The organism is Streptomyces sp. NPDC056948 (assembly GCF_042674225.1).
Lineage (GTDB): Bacteria > Actinomycetota > Actinomycetes > Streptomycetales > Streptomycetaceae > Streptomyces > Streptomyces purpurascens.
On sequence record NZ_JBHUQX010000145.1, the window covers coordinates 1 to 20,378 of the forward strand.

At 71.6% G+C, this 20,378-nt stretch carries 15 protein-coding genes; 3 read left to right on the forward strand and 12 right to left on the reverse strand.

Annotation, left to right across the window (positions count from 1 at the left end; all coding sequences use genetic code 11):
- Positions 1-203 precede the first annotated feature (203 nt).
- Positions 204-815 (forward strand): ECF RNA polymerase sigma factor SigK, encoded by a 612-nt coding sequence (gene sigK, locus ACFTZL_RS19990; protein ID WP_382584317.1) that lies wholly within the window; start codon positions 204-206, stop codon positions 813-815.
- Positions 812-1,555 (forward strand): anti-sigma factor domain-containing protein, encoded by a 744-nt coding sequence (locus ACFTZL_RS19995; protein ID WP_382584320.1) that lies wholly within the window; start codon positions 812-814, stop codon positions 1,553-1,555. The genes sigK and ACFTZL_RS19995 overlap by 4 nt, the downstream gene beginning before the upstream one ends.
- A gap of 20 nt (positions 1,556-1,575) precedes the next feature.
- Here the strand turns inward: ACFTZL_RS19995 and ACFTZL_RS20000 are convergent, their stop codons facing one another.
- The 10 genes from ACFTZL_RS20000 to ACFTZL_RS20045 all read right to left on the reverse strand — a co-directional run bounded on the left by ACFTZL_RS20000 (position 1,576) and on the right by ACFTZL_RS20045 (position 15,508).
- On the reverse strand, positions 1,576-2,283 hold the full coding sequence (locus ACFTZL_RS20000) for a 4'-phosphopantetheinyl transferase family protein (protein WP_382584323.1): 708 nt from the start codon (positions 2,281-2,283) through the stop codon (positions 1,576-1,578).
- 32 nt (positions 2,284-2,315) lie between these two features.
- A complete protein-coding gene (gene sbnA, locus ACFTZL_RS20005; RefSeq protein WP_382584326.1) occupies positions 2,316-3,299 on the reverse strand; it encodes a 2,3-diaminopropionate biosynthesis protein SbnA in 984 nt (327 codons plus the stop codon).
- Positions 3,300-3,343: 44 nt separating this feature from the next.
- Entirely contained in the window at positions 3,344-4,417 is a 1,074-nt protein-coding gene (gene sbnB, locus ACFTZL_RS20010; RefSeq protein ID WP_382584329.1) for a 2,3-diaminopropionate biosynthesis protein SbnB, read from the reverse strand.
- Complete coding sequence (locus ACFTZL_RS20015) at positions 4,414-5,400, reverse strand: TauD/TfdA family dioxygenase (RefSeq protein WP_382584332.1); 987 nt, start codon at positions 5,398-5,400, stop codon at positions 4,414-4,416. The genes sbnB and ACFTZL_RS20015 overlap by 4 nt, the downstream gene beginning before the upstream one ends.
- A 7-nt stretch (positions 5,401-5,407) precedes the next feature.
- Complete coding sequence (locus ACFTZL_RS20020; RefSeq protein WP_382584335.1) at positions 5,408-7,882, reverse strand: amino acid adenylation domain-containing protein; 2,475 nt, start codon at positions 7,880-7,882, stop codon at positions 5,408-5,410.
- On the reverse strand, positions 7,882-10,440 hold the full coding sequence (locus ACFTZL_RS20025; protein ID WP_382584338.1) for a Pls/PosA family non-ribosomal peptide synthetase: 2,559 nt from the start codon (positions 10,438-10,440) through the stop codon (positions 7,882-7,884). Before ACFTZL_RS20025 ends, ACFTZL_RS20020 begins: the two co-directional genes overlap by 1 nt.
- Positions 10,441-10,577: 137 nt before the next feature.
- On the reverse strand, positions 10,578-11,726 hold the full coding sequence (locus tag ACFTZL_RS20030) for a serine hydrolase domain-containing protein (protein ID WP_382584341.1): 1,149 nt from the start codon (positions 11,724-11,726) through the stop codon (positions 10,578-10,580).
- A gap of 75 nt (positions 11,727-11,801) precedes the next feature.
- Complete coding sequence (locus tag ACFTZL_RS20035) at positions 11,802-12,944, reverse strand: serine hydrolase domain-containing protein (RefSeq protein WP_382584344.1); 1,143 nt, start codon at positions 12,942-12,944, stop codon at positions 11,802-11,804.
- Positions 12,945-13,038: 94 nt separating this feature from the next.
- On the reverse strand, positions 13,039-14,796 hold the full coding sequence (locus ACFTZL_RS20040) for a TIGR03767 family metallophosphoesterase (RefSeq protein WP_382584346.1): 1,758 nt from the start codon (positions 14,794-14,796) through the stop codon (positions 13,039-13,041).
- 253 nt (positions 14,797-15,049) lie between these two features.
- Positions 15,050-15,508, reverse strand: a complete 459-nt coding sequence (locus tag ACFTZL_RS20045; protein ID WP_229872901.1) for an NUDIX hydrolase — start codon at positions 15,506-15,508, stop codon at positions 15,050-15,052.
- Positions 15,509-15,726: 218 nt separating this feature from the next.
- Here ACFTZL_RS20045 and ACFTZL_RS20050 point away from each other — a divergent pair, with 218 nt between their 5' ends.
- On the forward strand, positions 15,727-19,020 hold the full coding sequence (locus tag ACFTZL_RS20050) for a S8 family serine peptidase (protein ID WP_382584350.1): 3,294 nt from the start codon (positions 15,727-15,729) through the stop codon (positions 19,018-19,020).
- A 71-nt stretch (positions 19,021-19,091) separates the two neighbouring features.
- Here ACFTZL_RS20050 and ACFTZL_RS20055 read toward each other — a convergent pair whose 3' ends face one another.
- On the reverse strand, positions 19,092-19,976 hold the full coding sequence (locus tag ACFTZL_RS20055; protein ID WP_382584352.1) for a hypothetical protein: 885 nt from the start codon (positions 19,974-19,976) through the stop codon (positions 19,092-19,094).
- Position 19,977: 1 nt separating this feature from the next.
- Positions 19,978-20,376 carry an RNA polymerase sigma factor gene (locus ACFTZL_RS20060; protein WP_382584355.1) on the reverse strand — a complete coding sequence of 133 codons (399 nt, stop codon included), beginning with the start codon at positions 20,374-20,376 and terminating at the stop codon, positions 19,978-19,980.
- Between the last annotated feature and the right edge of the window lie 2 nt (positions 20,377-20,378).

The following is a 20,378-nucleotide window of genomic DNA, read 5'->3' on the forward strand; positions in this document are numbered from 1 at the left end:
CTCGTGCTCCGGCGGCGACTGATCTTGATCTGTCACGCCGACGGCTACGAACCAGCAGTGGGGGGAAACGCGCCACCTCGCCGCGCGTGAGACCGGTCGGCCGTCTGCTGCGGCAGACAGGTGAATCTGTCAGACGGACGGCTTTGGACCGGATGCGCTCTGCGGAGAACAGGGCCAGTGTCGAGCTGAGCCGAGGAGGCGCGATGGACCGAGGAGCCGGAGCTCGGAGGGAAGGTGACACGAGCGGGGGGCGAGCAGGGGCCGCGGACGACCCCGCGCTGAACCAGATGCTCATCCGCGCCGCCGACGGCGACGAAGAGGCCTTCGCCGAACTGTACGACGCCCTGGCGCACACGGTGCTGGGACTGACCTGCCGCGTGGTCAGGGACAAGGCCCAGGCGGAGGAGGTGACCCAGGACGTGATGGTGGAGGTGTGGCGGACCGCCGACCGGTTCCGGCCCGCGCGCGGAGCCGCCCGGAACTGGGTGCTCACCCTCGCGCACCGCCGCGCGGTGGACCGCGTACGGTCCGTCGCCGCGGGCCGCGCCCGCGAGCTGCGCGCCGCGGTCCGGGAGCAGGAGCGGTCCTTCGACACCGTCGCCGAGGAGGTCGAGACGCGAGAGGAGCAGCGGGTGGTCTTCCGCTGCCTGACCGAGCTGGCCCGCGAGCTGCGGCTGCCCCTGGTACTGGCCTACTACGAGGGGTTGACGTACGCGGAGGTCGCCGAGGCGCTCGCGATGCCGGCCGGCACCGTCAAGTCGCGAATGCGTCAGGGGCTGCAGCGCCTGCACGACTGTATGGAGGCCGGCTCGTGAACCTCACCGACGACCCCCACCTCGATGTCGGCGCGTATGTGCTGCACGCGCTGCCGGCCGGTGAGAGAGCCGCCTTCGAGGAGCACCTGTCCGGTTGCGCCGCATGCCGTGCGGAGGTCGATGAGCTGTCCGCGGCAGCCGTCGGGATGGGGGCCGCCGAGACGAGCGAACCCTCCGCGGACCTGCGCCGCCGGGTGCTCGACCGGATCGCCGCCGTACGTCAGGACCGGTCCGGCTCAGCCGAGGCCCGGCGCCGGCGCCGCCGGCAGCGGGGGCTCAAGCTGGCGCTGGCGGCATCCCTGGCGGCGGCAGCGGCTCTCGGAGGTATCGCCTGGTGGCAGAGCTCCGAGGCCGACAACGCGCGTGAGGAGTCCGCCGAGGAGCGCTCCGAGTACCGGCAACTCGCCGCCGTCCTGACCGCCCCCGACGCCACGATCAGCGCCAAGGACCTCGCGCACGGCGGGACCGCGAGCGTGGTCGCCTCCCGGACGGAGAACCGGTCCGCGGTGTTCGCGTCGGGGCTGCCGTCGCTCACCGACGACCGGGTCTACCAGCTCTGGTACGCCCAATCGGGGCAGCTCCGGCCCGCCGGACTGCTGTCCACCGCGAGCGGGGGTCATGCGGAAGTCCTGGAGGGGGCCCTCGGCGGGGCCACTGCCGTCTGTCTCACGGTGGAACCGGCCGGCGGCTCTCGGCAGCCCACCACCGACCCGGTCGGCGTCATCTCCGTCCCCGCGTGACGATCACCGCCGCTTGACGGTCACCGCTCGGCCACCGCGACGGCGGCCGCGTGCCCCGTGCCCACCACCACGTCGTCGACCGTCCAGCCCGGCATCCGGCGGGGCCCGCGCGCGGAGGCGCCGAGGTGGTCGGAGCCGAGGTCACGTCCGAGTCCGGTGCCGAGCCCTTTCAGATACGCCTCCTTGCGTGTCCACACCCGGGCGAAGGCGGCCGGGCGCCCCTGAGTCGGACACGCGGCGAGCTCGGCGGCCTCACGGGGATGCAGCGTCGCCGTGAGGGCGGCGACGACGTCCGGGCCGGGCAGCCGCTCGATGTCCGCGCCGACCGCCGTGTCCGCGAAGGCGAGAAGGCAGAATCCGTCGGTCCGGGAGACGGAGAAGCACAGGGGCACGCCGGGCACGTCGGGACGGCCGTGCGGGCCCTGGCAGACCGGGCAGGGTCGCCGTACGAACGTCACGTCCGACGGCTCGACCCCGAGGTAGGCGCCGAGGAGCAGGCGCAGGAACACATGGGCGACCAGGTAGCCGTCCCGGTCCGCAGCCCGGTGCAGTGCCGCGGCCCGTGCCCGTTCCCCGCTGTCCAGCAGCGTGCAGGCGAGCGGTGCCACGGCGCCGCGGAGGTCCTCCACCCCGGCCAGCCACACTCGGGGCCGGCCGGGGCGGGGCGGCTGCGGAGGCCGGGTCCGGGCGGCGGATGTCAGCCGCTCGGGACGCAGGGCCGGTCTCACCGGGAGGAGGCACATGGCATGGCTGTCCCGGGTCAGTCGGCGGGCGCTCGCACGGCGCGGGGGTCCTCGATGGCGTCGCCGCCGTACAGGGCCTGCACCCAGTTGCTCTGGTAGATCGTGTCGAGATAGCGCTCACCGAGGTCCGGGGCGATCGCGACGGGCGTGAGGCCCGGTGTTCCGTGCCGGGCGAGCCAGTTCGTCGCCCCGCTGACGACCGTGCCGGTCGACCCGCCGAAGAGGAAGCCCTGCCGTGCCATGTTCCGGCAGGTGCGGATGGCATCGGCCTCCTCGACGCGCACCGCCTCGTCGACGTAGCTCTCGTCGAGCAGCGGAGGCCGGACGCTCATGCCGAGGCCGGGAATCATCCGCCGTCCGGGCGGGTCGCCGAAGATGGCGGAGCCGACGCTGTCCACCGCGACGATCCGCACCGGCCGGTGCCAGGAGCGGAACCAGCGGGCGCAGCCCATCAGGGTGCCGGTCGTGCCGACGCCGATGAACAGGACGTCCAGGAGCGGGAACCAGCGGGCGATGGCCGGGGCCGTCCGGAAGTAGTGCGCCTTCCAGTTGTCGGGGTTGGTGTACTGGCTCAGCCACACATAGCGGTCGTCGGCGGCGCACAGAGCGCGCAGGTGCGCCAGCCGCGCGCCCAGCAGACCGCCCGTGGCGTGCTCGTCGGAGACGACGTGGACCTGGCTGCCCAGGGCCTCCATCATCAGCCGGGTGGCGAGGTTGCACCGGGAGTCCGTCACGCAGACGAAGCGGTAGCCCTTGCTCGCGGCGATCATGCTCAGTGCCACACCGAGGTTGCCGGAGGAGGACTCGACCAGGATCGAGTCCGGCCTGAGGGTTCCGCCGCGCTCGGCGGACTCCACCATCTCGGTCGCGGCCTTCATCTTGATCGAACCGGCGAAGTTGAAGCCCTCGCACTTGAGGAAGAGCCGGTGTCCCGTCATCGGCTCGAGGTCGACGTACAGGTCCTCCTCGTTGAAGGCGTGGGGTACGGATATGACAGGCACGATGTTCTCCTCGTACAGGACCGGACGGTGGACGGGTTCCGCCCTCAGCCGTGCCGGCTCAGTTCGTGAAAGAAGTGGTCGATGACCCGCAGTTCGCCGGAGCGGGCCACTTCGTCGTAGACGTAGCTGCCGACCGCGAGGTCCAGCACGCCCAGGCCGAACGGTGAGAAGACCGCCGGACGGCCGGCCGGGACCGTCACCCGGCCGGCCATCACGTCGTCGAGCGTGCCGAGCAGGAAGTCACGGTTGCCGGTGAGGCGTTCGGTGAGGTGCGGTGAGGTGGCGGCCCGCAGGCAGTGGTCGATGTCGTCGACGACGTTGGTGGCGCCGAGCAGCACCTCGGGTGCGAGGTCGCGCAGCGACACGTGCAGCACCACCGGGTTGTGCCGGAACCACGACGGCTCGGTGATGTGCGGCCGGTCGGCGACCGTGGCGAAGACGATCAGGTCGCTGAGGCGGATCAGTTCCTCGGCGCTGCCGTGCACGGTGACGCGTCCGACGGCCCCGGACTGCTCCAGGTAGGTGCGGAAGCCGGCGGCGCTGTCGGGCGACAGGTCGTGCACGCCGATGGCGTCGAAGGTCCAGCCGGTGCCCTCCAGGTAGGTGTGGATGTAACGGGCGATCAGACCCGCCCCGACGAACCCCAGCCGGGCCGGGCGCGGCCGTCCCCTGCTGAGCCGGTCGGCGGCCGACGCGGCGGACGCGGCGGTTCTGGCGGCGCTGATGATCGAGCTCTCCATGCAAACGAAGGGGTAGCCCGTGACGGGGTCGTTGAGGATGAGGACGGCGGACGCCCGGGGGATGTCCGAGGCGACGTTGGCGGGGAAGCTGGAGATCCATTTCAGGCCGTCCGCCCGGCCCTCGCCGCCGAGGGAGGCGGGCAGGGCGATGATCCGTGCCGTCGGCCGGTCGGGGAAGCGCAGGAAGGAGGACGGCGGGTTGACCGTACGGCCGGCGCCGTGCAGGCGGTACGTCGCCTCGACGACCTCCACCACGGTCTTCTCCCGGCCCTGGAGCACCTCCTTGACCTGGCTCCCGGGGATGACGGCGAAGGACGGCACGACCGGGGTGTCCGTGTCCGTCACGGCGGTCTGCGGGACGGTGTGCACGGTGGTCATGCCGCTTCACTCCCTGTCTGCGGTCCGGGAAGGCCGGGACGCACGGGGTCGGCCATCGCCACCACGACCTCCCGCGGGCCCTGGTAGGCCTCCCGGCTGTGCGCGGTGCGGATGTTGTCCACGAGCATCAGGTCCCCGCGCTGCCAGGACCGGCGTACGGTGTGGGCCTCGTAGGTCTTGTTGATCCGCTCGACGACGTCCGGGGGCACCGGATCGCCGTTGCCGTAACGGGTGTTGAAGGGGAGACCGTCGGGTCCGTACTCGTCGATCAGGAACTCCCTGACCTCGGGTGCCATCGTCCACTCGTTCAGGAACGCGATCTGGTTGAACCAGCACGGCCGGCCGGAGACCGGGTGCCGTATGACGGCGTGCCGGTGCTGCCGTGTCCGCAGCGAACCGTCCGGCTGCCAGGACCAGTCGATCGCGTGGGCACGGCAGTAGGCCTCGACCGCGCCGCGGTCGTCGGTGCCGAAGGACTGACCGAGCGTCGCGCCGATCCCCTCGTTGTAGGCCCTGGTGAGCAGCCAGCCCTCCCGGGCGAAGCGGTCGACGAGGTCGGCGGGCAGCGCCCGCAGCACGGCGGTCGCGTCGGCCACCGCGGTGGCGCCGCCTTCGACGGGCGGCTCCAGGCACGCGAACAGCATCAGGCCGGGACACTCGAGGGCGTAACTGAGTTCATGGTGCATGCACATGGGCTGGGTGGGCGGCCAGGCCGACGACGAGTAGACGCCGTCCGCGTGGCGGTCGCGGGCGGCGAACGCCTCCCGTTCGGTCAGGGGCCGCTCGGCCACCTGGCGGAGGACCGGCTCGACGTCGGCCGGGGTGCGCAGGCCGAGGCCCCGGACGGTGACCGCCCCGTGCTCGGCGACGAGTTCGCGCAGCGTGCCCCGGGCATCCTGAATGTCCTCCACGTCGAGTACCGGAAGGCTCCCAGGGGCCTCTGTCGTGGTGGCTCTGTTCTTGCGGAAGAGTGCCGACAGCATGTCGATCTCACCTCTCGCATCTCGTACGGGTGTCGATCAGCCGGGCCAGGTCGGCCAGTACGGGGCGGCCCGCGAGGTCGCGCGGCGAGATCACCCGGTCCAGCGAGACCGCGAGCCGTACCGCCGTCAGGGATGTACCGCCCAGATCGAAGAAGTTGTCGTCGCGGCGGATCCGTCCGGGCGGCAGGCCGAGTTCCGCCTCCCATCGGGCCGCGAGCCGCCGTTCGGCCGGTGTCCGCGGGGCGCCGCGGGGGTCCCGGGCCGGACCGAGGTCCTCGGCGAGCGCCGCGAGCGCCTTGCGGTCGGTCTTGCCGTTGGCGGTGAGCGGCAGGCGGTCCAGCCGGTGGAAGGACGCCGGGACCATGTACGCGGGGAGCAGGTCCGCGAGCCGCTCCCGCAGGTCCTCGGCGGTCATCGCGCCCTCGCTCGTGCAGAAGGCGGCCAGTTGGCGGCCGTGCCCCTCCGCGCCGGTCACCACGACCGCGCAGTCCGTGACGCCGGGCACCCGCAGCAGCGTGTTCTCGACCTCGCCGATCTCGACCCGGAACCCCCGGATCTTGACCTGCGCGTCCCGGCGGCCGAGGAACTCCAGCTTTCCGTCGGGCCGCCAGCGGCCGAAGTCGCCTCCCCGGTACAGCCGTTCACCCGGGCGGTGCGGATCGGCCTGATAGGCGAGCCGGGTGCGTTCGGCGTCGTTGACGTAGCCGCGCCCCACGCACACGCCGGAGAAGACGATGGCGCCGGGCGCGCCGAGCGGCACCGGAAGCAGGTTCTCGTCGACGACGTACTGGTGCACGTTGGCGATGGGCCGGCCGATCGGGATCCGGTCGCCGGCGGGCGCCCGGTCCATCACCTCGTGGTGGGTGTCGTCGGACGTCTCGGTCAGCCCGTAGGCGTTGACCAGGCGCACGGCGGGCCCGGTGGTGAACCACCGCTGGACCAGCTCCCCGCGCAGCGCCTCGCCGGTGACGGACACGCAGCGCAGGTCCGGCAGGTCCCGGGGGACGCGTTCCAGCGCGGACAGGATGACGTCGAGATAGGACGGCACCACCTGCAGGACGTTGACGCGTCCCTCGGCGATCCGGTCCAGGAACCGGTCCGCGTCGAGGATGGCGTCCTGCTCGACCAGCAGGGTCCGCCCGCCCGTCAGCAGCCCGGCGAGCAACTGCCACAGCGAGATGTCGAAGCACTGCGAGGCCGTCTGCGCCACCACGGTGCCCTCGTCGATGCCCAGATCGTCGATCTTGGCGTACAGGTGGTTGAGCAGGCCCGCGTGCTCGCACAGCGCGCCCTTGGGCTCACCGGTGGAGCCGGAGGTGAAGAAGACGTACGCGAGCCGGTCCGCCGGTATGTCCAGGCCGACGTCCGTTCCGTCGGCGGCCCGTTCGGTGAGGTCCGGGACGAGCAGCCGCCGGGTTCCGGGCAGCGTCGCGAGCGCCCGGTCCAACTGAGTGGTGCTGCCCGGTGCGGTGAGGACGTACGAGCAGTCGGCGCGGGTGAGCATCGCGCTGATGCGGCCCGGCGGGTGACGCGGGTCGACGGGCAGGTACACGCCGCCGGCCTTGAGGACGCCGAGCACGCCGGCCGCCCAGTCCGGGTCGCGCTCGGTCACCACGGCGACCGTGTCCTCGGGGCCGAGCCCCTCGGCCAGCAGGGCCCGGGCCACCCGGTTGGCCCGGGTGTTGAGGTCCGCGTACGTCCCGCCGCGCCCCTGGTGGACCACGGCGACGGCGTCCGGATGCGCGCGTGCCCGCTCCTCGAACAGTTCGTGGAACCGGCGGTCCGGCAGCGCGCGGCGCGGCCCCGCCGCCAGCCCGTCGAGCTGGAACCGGAGTTCGTCCGCGGACAGCAGGCTGCCCCGGTCGTGCCGGGCGTCGGGGTCGGCGGCGATCGCCTCCAGCGCGGCGCGGTGGTATCCCCCGATCCGGGCGGCACAGTCCGCGTCCAGCAGGTCCGTCCGGTGCCGCAGACGCAGCACGAGCCGGCCGCGCTCCTCGTCCGCCGCGACGCCGAGCAGCACGCCGCCGTCGCCTGCCGGCGGGACGTCGGCCTCGTGCCCGGTGGGGGCGAACACCGCCTCGGGGCCGCCGGACGGGGGCGGTGAGCCGCTCCCGGGCGACAGCGCCGCCGCCTCGGCCCGCCGGGCGTCCAGCACGAGCCGGCGCCAGGTACCGGGCCCGACCGCCATCTCGAAGGGCAGCGGCGCGGTCCGGCCCGGGGCCAGGTAGCCGCTGCGCACATCGGGGTCGCCGGAGAGCAGGGCGAGCACCTTCGCGTGGGCCGCGAGGAGGATCGCGGTGAGCGGCACGCCGAGTTCACGGGCCCGCACGCGCAGGGCCGCCGTCACCTCGCCGGGGACGCGGCTGATGTGCTCCCCGGTGCCGGGCGTCGGATCCTTGGCCCATCGGGGCACGGCCGTGAAGCCGCCCTCGGCACGGCTGTCGCTCCCGGGGACTCGGGCCTCGGTCGCTGTCGCTGCCATCACCGCGCACCTCCCCTTTCGTCGAGCGCCGGACGGGTTTCGTCGAGGGCCGGACGGGCCGGATTCCCCGCCCAGCGGGTGTGCTCGGGGACCGTCTCGCCCTTCATGAGGAAGGAGTCCGCCGCCAGCACGGCACCGTCCTCGACCGTCACGCCGTAGTGCACGAACGCTCCGACGCCGAGGGTGCAGCCGGCGCCGAGCGCGCTGCGGTCCGACTTGAACGTGCCGTCCTCCTGCGAGTGGCACTGCAGGACGCTGCCCGCGTTGAGCGTGCAGTCGTCCCCGATGGCGGCCATGGGGCGCTCCGTCACCGCGCAGCCGTCGTCGAAGACCCGCGCCCCGATCCGGACGCCGAGCAGGCGCCATACGACGCTCTTGAACGGCGTGCCGTCGAGGATGTGCAGATACGTCTCGGAGGGGACCTTCCAGTACCGCTCACGACGCCAGAACCGGCGGTCGTAGATCGAGCAGAACAGCGGCTCCGGTGGGCGCACGGCCGTGACGGCCCGTTCGAGGAGGACGAAGTACAGCAGGGTGAACGGCAGCACGACGGCATTGGCGAGCGCCAGGACCGCCGTGCCCCACACCGGGTACCGGCTCGCGGCGAGCGCGAAGAGCAGGACGACGCAGAAGAAGAACAGCCATGTCGTGAGCAGGTGCCATGCCATGGTGACGGCGTTGTGCCGGTTCTTGGCCGCGAGGCGGCGGCCGAGACCGTTCCCGTCCTTGAGGTCGTCGAAGGTGCTGTCCCGCGCCACCGATCGCGGGATCTCGAAGCAGGGCGAGCCGAGAAGTCCCACATCGTGCCGGAGCGGTCCGCTGACGGGGACGGCCACCTTGGTACCGAGCAGGCAGTTGTCGCCGGTCCGTCCGCCGACCGGGTAGGCGATGCGGTTGCCGAGGAAGTTGTGCGCCCCGATCGCGGTCGGCGACAGCCGGAAGGAGGTGCTGGAGTACTCGGCGTTCATCAGGGACAGCCCGTCCGCGACCATGGTCCCGGTGCCGACCCCGCTCAGGAAGGGGCTCTCGTGCTTGACCCCGGTTCCGAAGTTCGAGCCGGTCTGCTCCACCGGGGAGAGCCGATAGCCGATCCAGCGCAGGTAGTGCACGATGCAGCTGCTGTCGCCGAACAGACGGGTCAGGGACTTCCTGTTGGTCATCAGGACGATCGTCCGGTGCACGGTGTGGCGGAAGCCGAAGAGCGGGTACGTCCGGCCGGGCGGGACGAACCTGCCCAGCAGCCGGGGGACGGTGGCCAGGACCACCAGAGCGGCGAGCACCCCGCCGAAGAAGAGAACGACCGTGACGACCAGCAGGTCGACCCAGAGCACCGTCGCCCCGCCCTTCAGTACGGCGGATCCCTCCAGCATCCGGGAGAGCAGCACGTCCAGGCAGCCCACCGCCAGCGGCAGATACACCAGCAGCGCCGTGAGCAGCATCAGGGAACCGTGCACCGCTCGCCGTGCGGTGCCGCACCGGGCGGGCTCCACCTCCGGGAAGGCGCCGTCCGCAGGCTGGGCCGGAGAGCCGTGCCAGTGCTCGCCATCGGGGACTACCTGGCCCGTCTGCAGGGAGGACGCGTGCCCGAGCCGGGATCCGTCGCCCAGCCGGGTCCCGATGTCCAGCACCGTCACCTCACTGACGACCGCCCCCCGGCCCAGGGTGACCGGCCCTGTCTCGATCACACCGTCGACCGCGTGGTAGCCGCTGAGCAGCGCGTCCTTGCGGACGAGCGTGCCGTCACCGACGGTCAGCAGGTCGGTGCAGACGGGGGCGCTGCGCGACAGCATCGTCACGCCCCTGCCGATCCGCGCGCCCAGCGCCCTCAGGAAGAGCGGGTAGAGCGGCGATCCGACGAACAGGACCAGCGGGCTCGACCGGATCAGCGTCTTGACCAGCCAGAACCGGAAGTAGGTGAGGCTCCAGACGCGGAACCGCCGTGGTGTGAACCGGCCGATCAGCACCCATTTGGCGATCACGGGAAGCGCGCACAGCACGACGAACAGCGCGGCGCCGAAGACGACGCTCCGCAGATAGGCGTCGAGCAGGTGCGTCTGCGCGGAGATCCATTCATAGCCTCGGGCGGTGACGGCCGCGAGGAGGAAGGCATAGCCGAGGAAGGCCAGAAGCTGGAGTGCCCCGCAGAGCACGCGGTGCGGGCGGCCGGTGGGCGGCGCCGGTGCCGGTGCCGGTACCGGCGCCCTGGGCAGTCCCGATGGGCTGGGCGCCTCGGATCCGGGTGGTGGCGGGGTGCTGTCGACCAGTGCGGCCGCCAGTCCGCCGGCGGTCGGATGCCGGTAGACATCGCGCATCGACACCGCCGGCAGATCCGGCCGGTTCCTCACCCGCGCGCAGAAGTGCGCCATCACCAAGGAGTCGGCACCGAGATCCTCGAAGAAGTCGCTGTCGACGCGCACCTCGTCCAGGTGCGCGACCTCCGCCAGCAGCGCGGCGAACCGCTCCGCGGCAGCGGATGTCGCTGGATCCGGCGGCGCCGCGCAGGGCCGGGCTTCCTCCACGAGGCCCTTGACCGCCTCCTGGAGCTGCTGTCCCGTCATGGGGACCCCCTCGACTGCCGACTGTCGCGTGCTCTGCCTCGCTAGGGGTTCGTAGCCGGGCAGCCGAGGTATGGAAGGTCCGGCCTTCTTCTCGAAACGTGAGCGGATGTCTCACCAGATGGACGGACGGCAGCGCCCTACTTGCCGCAGAACTCCGCCTCGATGATCCCGGTGGTGCTCCCCGACCAGTCCCCGTTGAGGTTGACGGCCAGGGAGTGCCGGCCGTCCTCGGTGGCCACCACGTCCGACCTGGAGCCGGTGATGCCGCCGTCGTGGCCCCAGACGTGGACGCCGCAGCTCAGCTTGCGGTCGACGAGCCCCAGACCGTAGCGGCTGGTCTCGCGGCTGGAGGGGACCGTGGTCTTCATCTCCTTGAGCTGCTCGGGCGGGAGCAGCTTGCCCCGGAGCAGGGCCGAGTAGAAGCGGTTCAGGTCGGCGGAGCTGGAGACCATCTGGCCGGAGCCGTAGGCCAGGCGCGGGTTCAGCTCCGTGACGTCGTACGTCGGGCCCGTGGCCGTCTTGGCCAGCTTGGAGTAGGCGCGGCTGCTGGGCCGGGGCAGGGTGACCCGGGTGGGGACCGATGTGGAGGCCAGCTTCAGCGGGGCGGTGATCCGGCGCTCGATCTCGTCGCCGTAGTCGTCGCTGCCCGTGGCCTTCTCGATCACCCTCGCGGCCAGGATGTAGTTGGTGTTGGAGTACGTGAACGACGTGCCCGGCGTGAAGTAGGGCTTGTTCGCCATGGCGATGGCGAGCAGCTCCTCGGGGGACACCTGGTCGAAGCGGTGCTTCATGAAGCCGTCCGCGGTCATGTACGTCTCTTGGAACCCGGGATCGCGCAGGTAGTCGAAGATGCCGCTGGTGTGGTTCAGGAGCTGGCGCAGGGTGATCTGCCGACCGTCGTGGCCGTTGCCCCGGACCAGGCCCGGCAGCCACTTCTCCACCGTGTCGTCGAGCGAGAGCTTCCCCTCCGCCTCCAGTTGCAGGACGACGGTCGCGACGAACGTCTTCGAGATGCTGGCGACGCGGTAGTGGTCCCGCGTCGAACGCGGCTTGCCCGTCTCGAGGTTGCCGACGCCGGCCGTGGCGGCCCAGGTGCCGTGTCCCCGCCGCACGGTCACGGTCACGCCCGGGACGCCGTCGGCGACCGCGGCCCGTACCGCCTGCCGGGTCGCCTCATGACCGCCGGGCGCCTTGCCGGGAGCGGCCGCGAGCGCCGGGGCGGCCAGCGCCGCCGTCAGTGCCACGGCCGTCGCCGCCGTCAGGGTCGTGCGTATGCGTCTGTTCATGTCCCCGTTTTCCTTGTCATGTTGAGTTGTCCTGCCGAGTCGTCAGGTCGAGTCGTCATGCCGGGCCGGACCGGCTCAGCGGTCGCCGCAGTACTCCGCCTCGACGACGTCTTTGGTCTCCCCCGCCCAGTCCCCGTTGAAGTTGACGGCCAGCGAGTGGCGGCCGTCGCCGGTGGTGACGGCCATGGAGGAGGAGCCGTGGATGTCGCCGCCGTGTCCCCAGACCGTCGTACCGCAGGTCAGCTCGTACGAGCGGAGGCCGAGGCCGTAGCCCTCCTTCTCCTTCGTGGTGGGGACCGTGGTCTTCATCTCCTTCAACTGCCGCGGCCCGAGTACTTCGCCGCGCAGGAGCGCCGAGATGAAGGTGTTCAGGTCGGCGGAGTCGGAGATGATCTCGCCCGAGTAGGCGAAGGAGGGCCGGAACTCCGTGACGTCGTAGGTCGGGCCGCTCGTCGTCCGCGCCAGCTTGCCGTAGGCGCGGCTGCTGGGCTGTGGGACGGTGATCCGGGTGCGCGGTACGGACGTGGCCGTCAGCTTCAGCGGTTCGATGATGCGCTGCTCGACCGCGTCGCCGTACGGGCGGCCCGTGATCTTCTCGATCACCATCGCGGCCAGGATGTAGTTGGTGTTGGAGTACTTCCACGACTCGCCCGGCTCGAAGTCCCGCGTGTTGGTCAGGGCCATCGCGACCAGTTCCCGTGGCGTCTTCCTGTCGAACCGGTGCCGGAAGAAGCCTTCCTTGAGCATGTAGGTCCGCTGGAAGGTCTTGTCCGCCAGCAGGTCGTAGACGCCGCTGGTGAGGTTCAGCAACTGACGGATCGTGATGCCCCTGCCGTCGTGGTCGCCTCCGCGCACCACACCCGGCAGCCACTTCTCCACCGTGTCGTCGAGCGAGAGTTCCCCCTCCGCCTCCAGTTGCAGGATGACGGTGGCGATGAACGTCTTGCTCGCGCTGCCGATGCGGTAGTGGTCCCCGGTCGAACGCGGCTCGCCCGTTCTCAGGTCGCCCACACCGGCGGTGGTCGCCCAGGTGCCGCCCCGCCTCTCCCGTACTGTCACGGTCACCCCGGGGACGCCCTCGGCGACCGCGGCCCGTGCCGCCCGCCGGGTCGCGTCGTGGCCGCCGTTGGACGGAGTGGCGAGCGCCGGGGCGGCCAGCGCCGCCGTCAGCGCCACGGCCGTCGCCGCCGTCAGGGTCGTACGCAGGTGTCTCTTCATGTCCCCGTCTCCCCCTGGCATGTCGAGCTCTGTCAGGAGGTGGGACCTGGGCCGCGGGACCCGGGTTGACCGGGTCCGGGCGGTTGAGCGGGAATCAGCCCTTCTTCAGCACCAGCTCGGTGTTGCGGTCCTCCGGGTCGCCGCCGAGGTTCGCGTTCGCGCCGGGGGCGTTGAGGGACAGCTCGCGGTAGAGGGCCGCCAGGCCGGTCTGGGAGAGGTCGGAGAAGTCCGTGCGGTGCGGGGCCGAGGACTCCACCAGCGTGGTGAACAGCGAGATCGTGCCGTCCTTGTTGTCGGTCAGCTCGATGACCCGGGCGAGCTGGGGGAAGTCGACGTGGGAGGCGGTGGAGATCTCCCAGAAGGTGCCGCCGCCGGACATCGAGTGCGGGGTGACGACGTTCTTGTGGATGTGGCCGTTCACCCAGGCGAGCACGTTGCGGTGGCCGCCGAGGAGGGCGAGGACCTCCTGGCCGTCGTGCCGGCGCTCATCGGGCCGGGCCGGGTCGCTGCGGAGGTTCGTCATCGTCTTGCTGGTGTGATGGCTGAAGATCACTGCGTGGGAGTCCTTGTTCTCCCGCAGGGTCTTCTCGAGCCACTTCATCTGGGTCGTGCCGAGGGAGCCTTCGTAGTGGCCGCCCGCGTCGGTGGTGTCCAGGCTGATGCCGATGACGTCGTCGGAGATGCGGAAGGCGTAGTACTGGGTGCCCGTGTCCAGGTTGGCGGAGGAGTAGCCGTGGCCGGCCGGGCCGACACCGCGGTGGGCCGGGTTCAGGTGCGCCTGGAGGTAGTCGGCCTGGGTGAAGGGGGCGCGACTCTCGTCGGGGGTGACCGAGCGCATGGAGCGGGCGTGGGACTTGAGGAAGTCGTGGTAGCGGACGCCCTGGGGGTCCCGGGCCTTCTTGATCTGCGCCTGGAGCTGCTGCGCCTCGGCCGCGGACACGTCCATCAGCTTCTTGCCGCCGACGGCCAGTTCGGTGAGGTAGGAGTCGCCGTGCGAGGCGTAGCAGCCCATCGGCAGGGAGTCGTGGTTGCCGACCGTGGAGTACCAGGGCAGGTTGAGGCCGGGGCTGCGGACCTCCCGGACGGCGGCCTTCAGGAAGCCGTCGAGCTGCGGGAAGCCGACCTGCTTGTCGCTGTCGCGGACCGCGGCGTCCGGCTGCCAGTACTGCTTCAGGCCGCTGTTCTGGACGCCCTCGTACTGGCGCGGGTCCCCGGTGTTGGGCGTGATGCGCCCACCGCTCATGATCTTCAGGAACCATTCCAGCTCGGACTTGGCGTTGTTGTCCGTGTTGTCGCCGGTGGTCATGGCGAAGTGCAGCGGGGCGCCGGTGACGGGAGCGCCGCGGAGCGCGTTGATCCGCTCCACCAGCGCGATGGCGCCCTGCACGGTCAGCGCCTCGTGCGGCCGCCAGGCGTGGATGTCGGCCGAGCGGAGGTACTCCAGGCGCAGCGGGTGCTGGGCGTCGATGATGTGCAGGTCGGTGAGCTGCACGAACGCCGCGAGCGCGGTACGCCGCCCGGCGCGGCCGGACTTGGGCGCGGCCAGGTCGGAGCGCACGACCCGCTGCCAGCCGGCTCCGTCGCCCAGACGTCTGTAGCCGGAGCCGCCGCGCGGGGTGGCGACGGAGGCGAGGGTGGTGCCCTTGGTGTAGGGGGCCAGCGGCGCGGCCGGTGCCTGGCGCGAGGAGGCCGCGACGGCCTCGGTCGCCTCCTTGGCCGTGGCGGCCTGGCTGTCGCTGGGCCGCAGGGCGTAGCCGACGCCCGCGGAGAGGGCGACCGCGCCGCCGGCGGCGAGGACGGAACGACGGTGGATGCCCTGGCCGGAGCCTGCGACTGAGCGTGTGCGCGACATGCGCTTCTCTCCCCGAGTACGAACGCGTCGGCAGTGGTCGCGGGGCGTTCGTGAAACGAACACCCCGCTCACACTGGATCGTTGACATCGGGAATGACCTGCGCGTAAACGCGGTGGCAACGGGCAGCGCCGATCACCGTACGTGGATCTTGGCCCACCCTCCGCGTCGACGACCGCTCCGGGAACAGCCGGGAGTCGGTCACTCGGCGTTCATCTTCCGGGGTACTGCACCTATTCCGGACCCATTCCTGACCTATTCCGGGACGCCGTTGAGCCGTCCGCCTGCCGGGCGCTCGCGCCACAGTCGCAGTGCCGTGTCGACCAGCCCGATACGGACCAGTCCGGGCACCGCGTCCAGGTTCTGCCAGGCGGCGAGGTCGGTGGAGCCGCCCACCTCGTTGCGCAGTTCGCCGCCGGTGATGCGGCCCTCGTAGACGAACCGGACGCCGTGATGGTCGACGGGGCGTCCGAAGCCGTCGCGGAAGACGCGGTGGGAGGAGTCCACGCCGAGCAGCCCGGTCACTTCTATCCGGTACCCGGTCTCCTCCTCCACCTCCCGTCGCACGGTGTCGTAGGGATCCTCGCCGTGCTCCATGCCGCCGCCCGGCATGACCCACTCGGGGGTGCCGTCCTGGGCGGGTGAGCGGGCGAGCAGGATCTGTCCGTCACGGACGCATACGGCGTAGGCCGCCACCCTCAACTTCTCTCGCACTCCGGGACGTTAACCGATTTCGCCGCCTTCAGGACTCATGCCCGCAAAACGCATCGCGGGTTTTCCCCATACATCCATCTCGTTTCGGTCAACAGTCCCCAAAGAGCGTGCCCTTACGCAAAGCTGTGCGATCGTCCGGGCTCGCGTTCGGACCGTTGCGACCAGGGTCGATCGGTCCTGGTCGTTTCCGCTCGTTCCTTTACCTACAAGGGATGCCGATGACCCTCACCCCCCAGCGCGACCCGATATCGGGCCCGAGACGTGTGGCGCGGATAGCCGTGGCCGCCGGTCTCGTCGCCGCGCTCTCCGCGGCCGGGCCGATCCCCCTGGCCTTCGCCGCCGACGGCCCGGGCGCCTCCGCCCCCGCCGACCCCGACGTCAAGTCCGCGCCCGACAAGCTCGGTTCGGACGACGCGGACCTCCTCGCGGAGGCCAAGGCGGACGGCGACAAGACCGTCACGATGATGATCGCCACCGCGCCCGGGAAGACCGAGCAGGTCGCCGGGCAGCTGGACGCGGTCAAGGGCGGCACGGTGGGCCGGGCCGACGACAAGCTGGGCTACGTCCGCGCCACCGTCCCGACCTCCCGGGCGGACTCGGCCATCGCCGCCGCCGCCAAGCTCTCCTCCGTGCACGGCATCGACCTGCGCGAGGAGATCCCGCTGGACGACCCGACGCCGAGCGCGGACGCGGCCAAGGGCGCCGAGGCCACCGGCACCTACCCGGCGCCCGGGAAGAAGACCCCGGCCGAGAACCCGTACAACCCGTCCTTCGAGACGGGCGCGGTCGACTTCGTCGAGGACCACCCGAAGGCGGACGGCCGCGGCATCACCATCGGCATCCTGGACTCCGGCGTGGACCTCGGCCACCCGGCGCTGCAGAAGACCACCACCGGCGAGCGGAAGATCGTCGACTGGGTCACCGCGACCGACCCGGTCGTCGACGGCGACCGCACCTGGCGCCCGATGACCGCCTCCGTCTCCGGGCCCACCTTCACCTACGGCGGGAAGACCTGGACGGCCCCGGCGGGCTCCTACAAGGTCAGCACCTTCCTGGAGTCGTACACCACCGGCGGCGACGCGGCGGGCGACGCCAACCGGGACGGCGACACCACCGACGCCTGGGGCGTGCTGTACGACGTGGCGTCCGGCACGGTCCGCGTCGACCTGAACAACAACAACGACTTCGGTGACGACACCGCGATGAAGCCGTACAAGGACGGCTTCCAGGTCGGGTACTTCGGCACCGACGACCCGGCCACCGACATCGCCGAGCGGCAGCCGTTCGTCGTCGAGATCCGCAAGGACGTCGTCGTCAACGCGTCGGGCGCGAAGGCCGACTTCGTCAACATCGGCGTCATCGAGTCCGAGCACGGCACGCACGTCGCCGGCATCACCGCCGCGAACGGCCTGTTCGGCGGAAAGATGGACGGCGCGGCTCCGGGTGCCAAGCTGGTCTCCTCGCGCGCCTGCACCTGGTCCGGCGGCTGCACCAACGTCGCGCTCACCGAAGGCATGATTGACCTCGTCACCAAGCGCGGCGTCGACATCGTCAACATGTCCATCGGCGGCCTGCCCGCGCTGAACGACGGCAACAACGCGCGCGCCGAGCTGTACACGCGCCTGATCGACGAGTACGGCGTCCAGCTCGTGATCTCCGCGGGCAACTCCGGCCCCGGCACCAACACCATCGGCGACCCGGCCCTGGCCGACAAGGTCATCTCGGTCGGCGCCTCCGTCTCCAAGGAGACCTGGGCCGCCAACTACGGCTCGGTCGTGGAGAAGAAGTACGCGCTGATGCCGTTCTCCTCGCGCGGCCCGCGTGAGGACGGCGGCTTCACCCCGACCCTGATCGCCCCGGGTGCCGCGATCAACACCATCCAGACCTGGATGCCGGGCGCCCCGGTCGCCGAGGCGGGCTACACCCTGCCGGCCGGCTACGGCATGCTCCAGGGCACCTCGATGGCCTCCCCGCAGGCCGCCGGCTCCGCCGCGCTGCTGCTGTCGGCCGCGAAGCAGAAGAAGATCGACCTCACGCCGGCGACCCTGCGCACGGCCCTCACCTCGACCGCCGACCACATCAAGGGTGTGCAGGCGTACGAGGAGGGCGCGGGCCTCATGAACATCGAGGACGCCTGGGACTCGATCCGCGACGACGCCACCTCCCACGCCTACACCGTCAAGGCGCCGGTCGACACCGCGATCGACCAGTTCCTGAAGACCCCGGGCTTCGGCACGGGCCTCTACGACCGTGAGGGCGGCCTGAAGGCCGGCCAGAAGAAGACCTACGAGGTCACCGTCACCCGTACCTCCGGCGCCGACAAGGCGGTCCGGCACGAGCTGCACTTCGAGAACAACGCGGGCGGCACGTTCCGCATCGTCGGCTCCGACGAGGTGAAGCTGCCGCTGAACCAGCCGGTGACCGTCAAGGTCCAGGCCGCGCCGAAGTCCGCCGGTATCAAGAGCGCGATCCTCGAGGTCGACGACCCGAAGACCGAGGGCATCGACAAGCAGGTCCTGAGCACGGTCGTGGTCTCGGCCCCGCTGAAGTACACCTTCTCCGCCTCCGATTCGGTGCAGCGCAACAGCTCGCGGCACTACTACGTCACCGTGCCCGAGGGCGCGAAGACGCTCGAGGTCGCGATGAGCGGGCTGAAGGACAAGAGCCAGACCCGGTTCATCTCCATCCACCCCTACGGCGTCCCGTCCGACCCGACGTCGACGATCAACTGCTACCCGAACTACGCCAACCCGGCCAACACCTGCCGCCCCGACCTGCGTTCGTACGCGAACCCGCAGCCGGGCGTGTGGGAGATCGAGGTCGAGTCGCGCCGTACGTCGCCGCTGCTCGACAACCCGTACAAGCTGGACGTCGCCGTGCTCGGCGCGGCCTTCGACCCGGAGACCGTGACCGTGCCCGAGGCGAAGGTCGGCACCCCGGCCGCCGCCTCCTGGAAGGTGACGAACGGCTTCGCCGCGCTCGACGGCAAGCTGGTGGGCGGCCCGCTCGGCTCGGCGAAGACGACCCGCCCGTCGATCAAGCAGGGCGAGACGCAGACCACCACGGTCGAGGTGCCCGCGGGCGCGAAGTCCCTGGACGTCGCCATCGGCAGTGTCTCGGACACGGCCGCCGACCTGGACCTCGCGGTCTACGACGCCGCCGGCACCCAGGTCGGCAGCTCCGCCGACGGCGACTCGGAGGAGTCGGTCTCCGTGCCCTCGCCGGCCGCCGGGAAGTACACCGTCGAGGTCGTCGGCTACTCGGTGCCGGCCGGCACGACCGCGTACGACTACCAGGACGTGTTCTTCTCCCCGTCCCTCGGCAGCGTCGGCGTCGACGGGTCGGCGCCGGTGAAGCTCGGCACGGGCGCGTCGGCCACGGTCTCGGGCAGCGTCACCGCCGCGGCGGCCGCTCCCGAGGGGCGTGAGTTCTTCGGGCAGGTCCAGCTCGTGAACGCGCGCGGCACGGTCGCGGGCCTGGGCAGTGTGAAGATCGAGAAGGTTGTGCCGTAACAACGGTTGACGATCTTTGTGGGCGGGCGTCCGTACGGGCGCCCGCCTTCTTCATGGGCCGGGGAACGTGTCTATGGGCAGGGGAGCGTGCGCGACTCGGGCAGGGCGGCGGTGATCCAGGCCCGTTCGCGGGCGATCTCCTTCTCCCCGACGCTCCACAGGTCCGGCTCGGCCTGCCCGTCCGTGATCCCGACGAGGACGTGGTCGCCCGGCCGCAGCCGGGGGTCGATGTCCTCGGCCATCGGGAAGACGACCCGCTCCCGGCCCTCGGCGGGCTTGTAGGAGCGCTGCACGTCGAGGGTGACGCGGTCCTGTCCGGTGCCGGGGACCGGTTCGACCTCGGCGACGGTGCCCTCGACGACGAGCCGGGCGCAGGCCAGGTAGCCGGCGTGGCCGAGCTTGGCGTCCTCGCCGCCGTGCTGCGGACTCGCCGCGGAATCGGCGGCCGTGCTGCCGGCCGAGTCGTCCCCGGCACCGGCACCGCCCTGCACGACGAGCCAGCCCATGCCCACCACGACGGTGGCGGCCGCGGCGGCGACAAGGCCGCGCAGGGCCATGGACAGGGGCCGGGGGCGATTACGCCGCGGCGCGGCCCCCCGCGGCCTCACCGGCGGCACCCTCACCGCCGGGTCGGCGGCCGGCCCCGGCACGGCGGTGTACGCGGCCCGCGGGCCGTCCGCCGGGCCCACCGCCCGGTTTCGCCCCGCCGGGTCTCCCGCTTCGTGCGCCAGCGTGCCCCCCATCAGCGTGAGCTGCTCCCGCAGCAGCGCGACATCCGTCACAGCCGCACGGTGGGCCGCCATGAAGGCGGCGTCCTGCCGGGCGCCCTCCGGCACGGGGTCGCCGACAATCGCCGCCATCAGCGCGTCCATGCCGTCGTACTCGCCACCGCCACAACCGTCACTGCCGTCACGCCGGGCGGCATCGTTCTCGTTGTTCTCGTTCCGGGCGGTCACGTCACACCACCTCGTCCTCGTGCAGGCGGGCGCGCAGGGCCCGTACCGCCGTGTGCAGCCTGCTCTTGACCGTGCCCTCCGGAACGCCGAGCTGCTCGGCGATGGAACGCACCGGCAGATCGGCGTAGAAGCGCAGGACGACGACCTGACGCTGGGCGTCGGGCAGCTCGTCCAGGCCCTGGGCGACGGCGACGGACAGCACGCTGGTGTCCTCGCCGGAGGGGTGCGCCGGCTGGCTCAGGGCGGCCAGCCGCTCCCCGAGCCGCTCCTGGCGGCGCTTGGCCCGGTGCCAGTCCATGGCCAGGTTGGAGGCGACGACCGCCGCCCACGCCGAGACGTCCCGGGGCGCCTCCCGCCCGCTCGCGGCCCGCTCCAGCAGCCGCAGGCGGACCTGCTGCACCC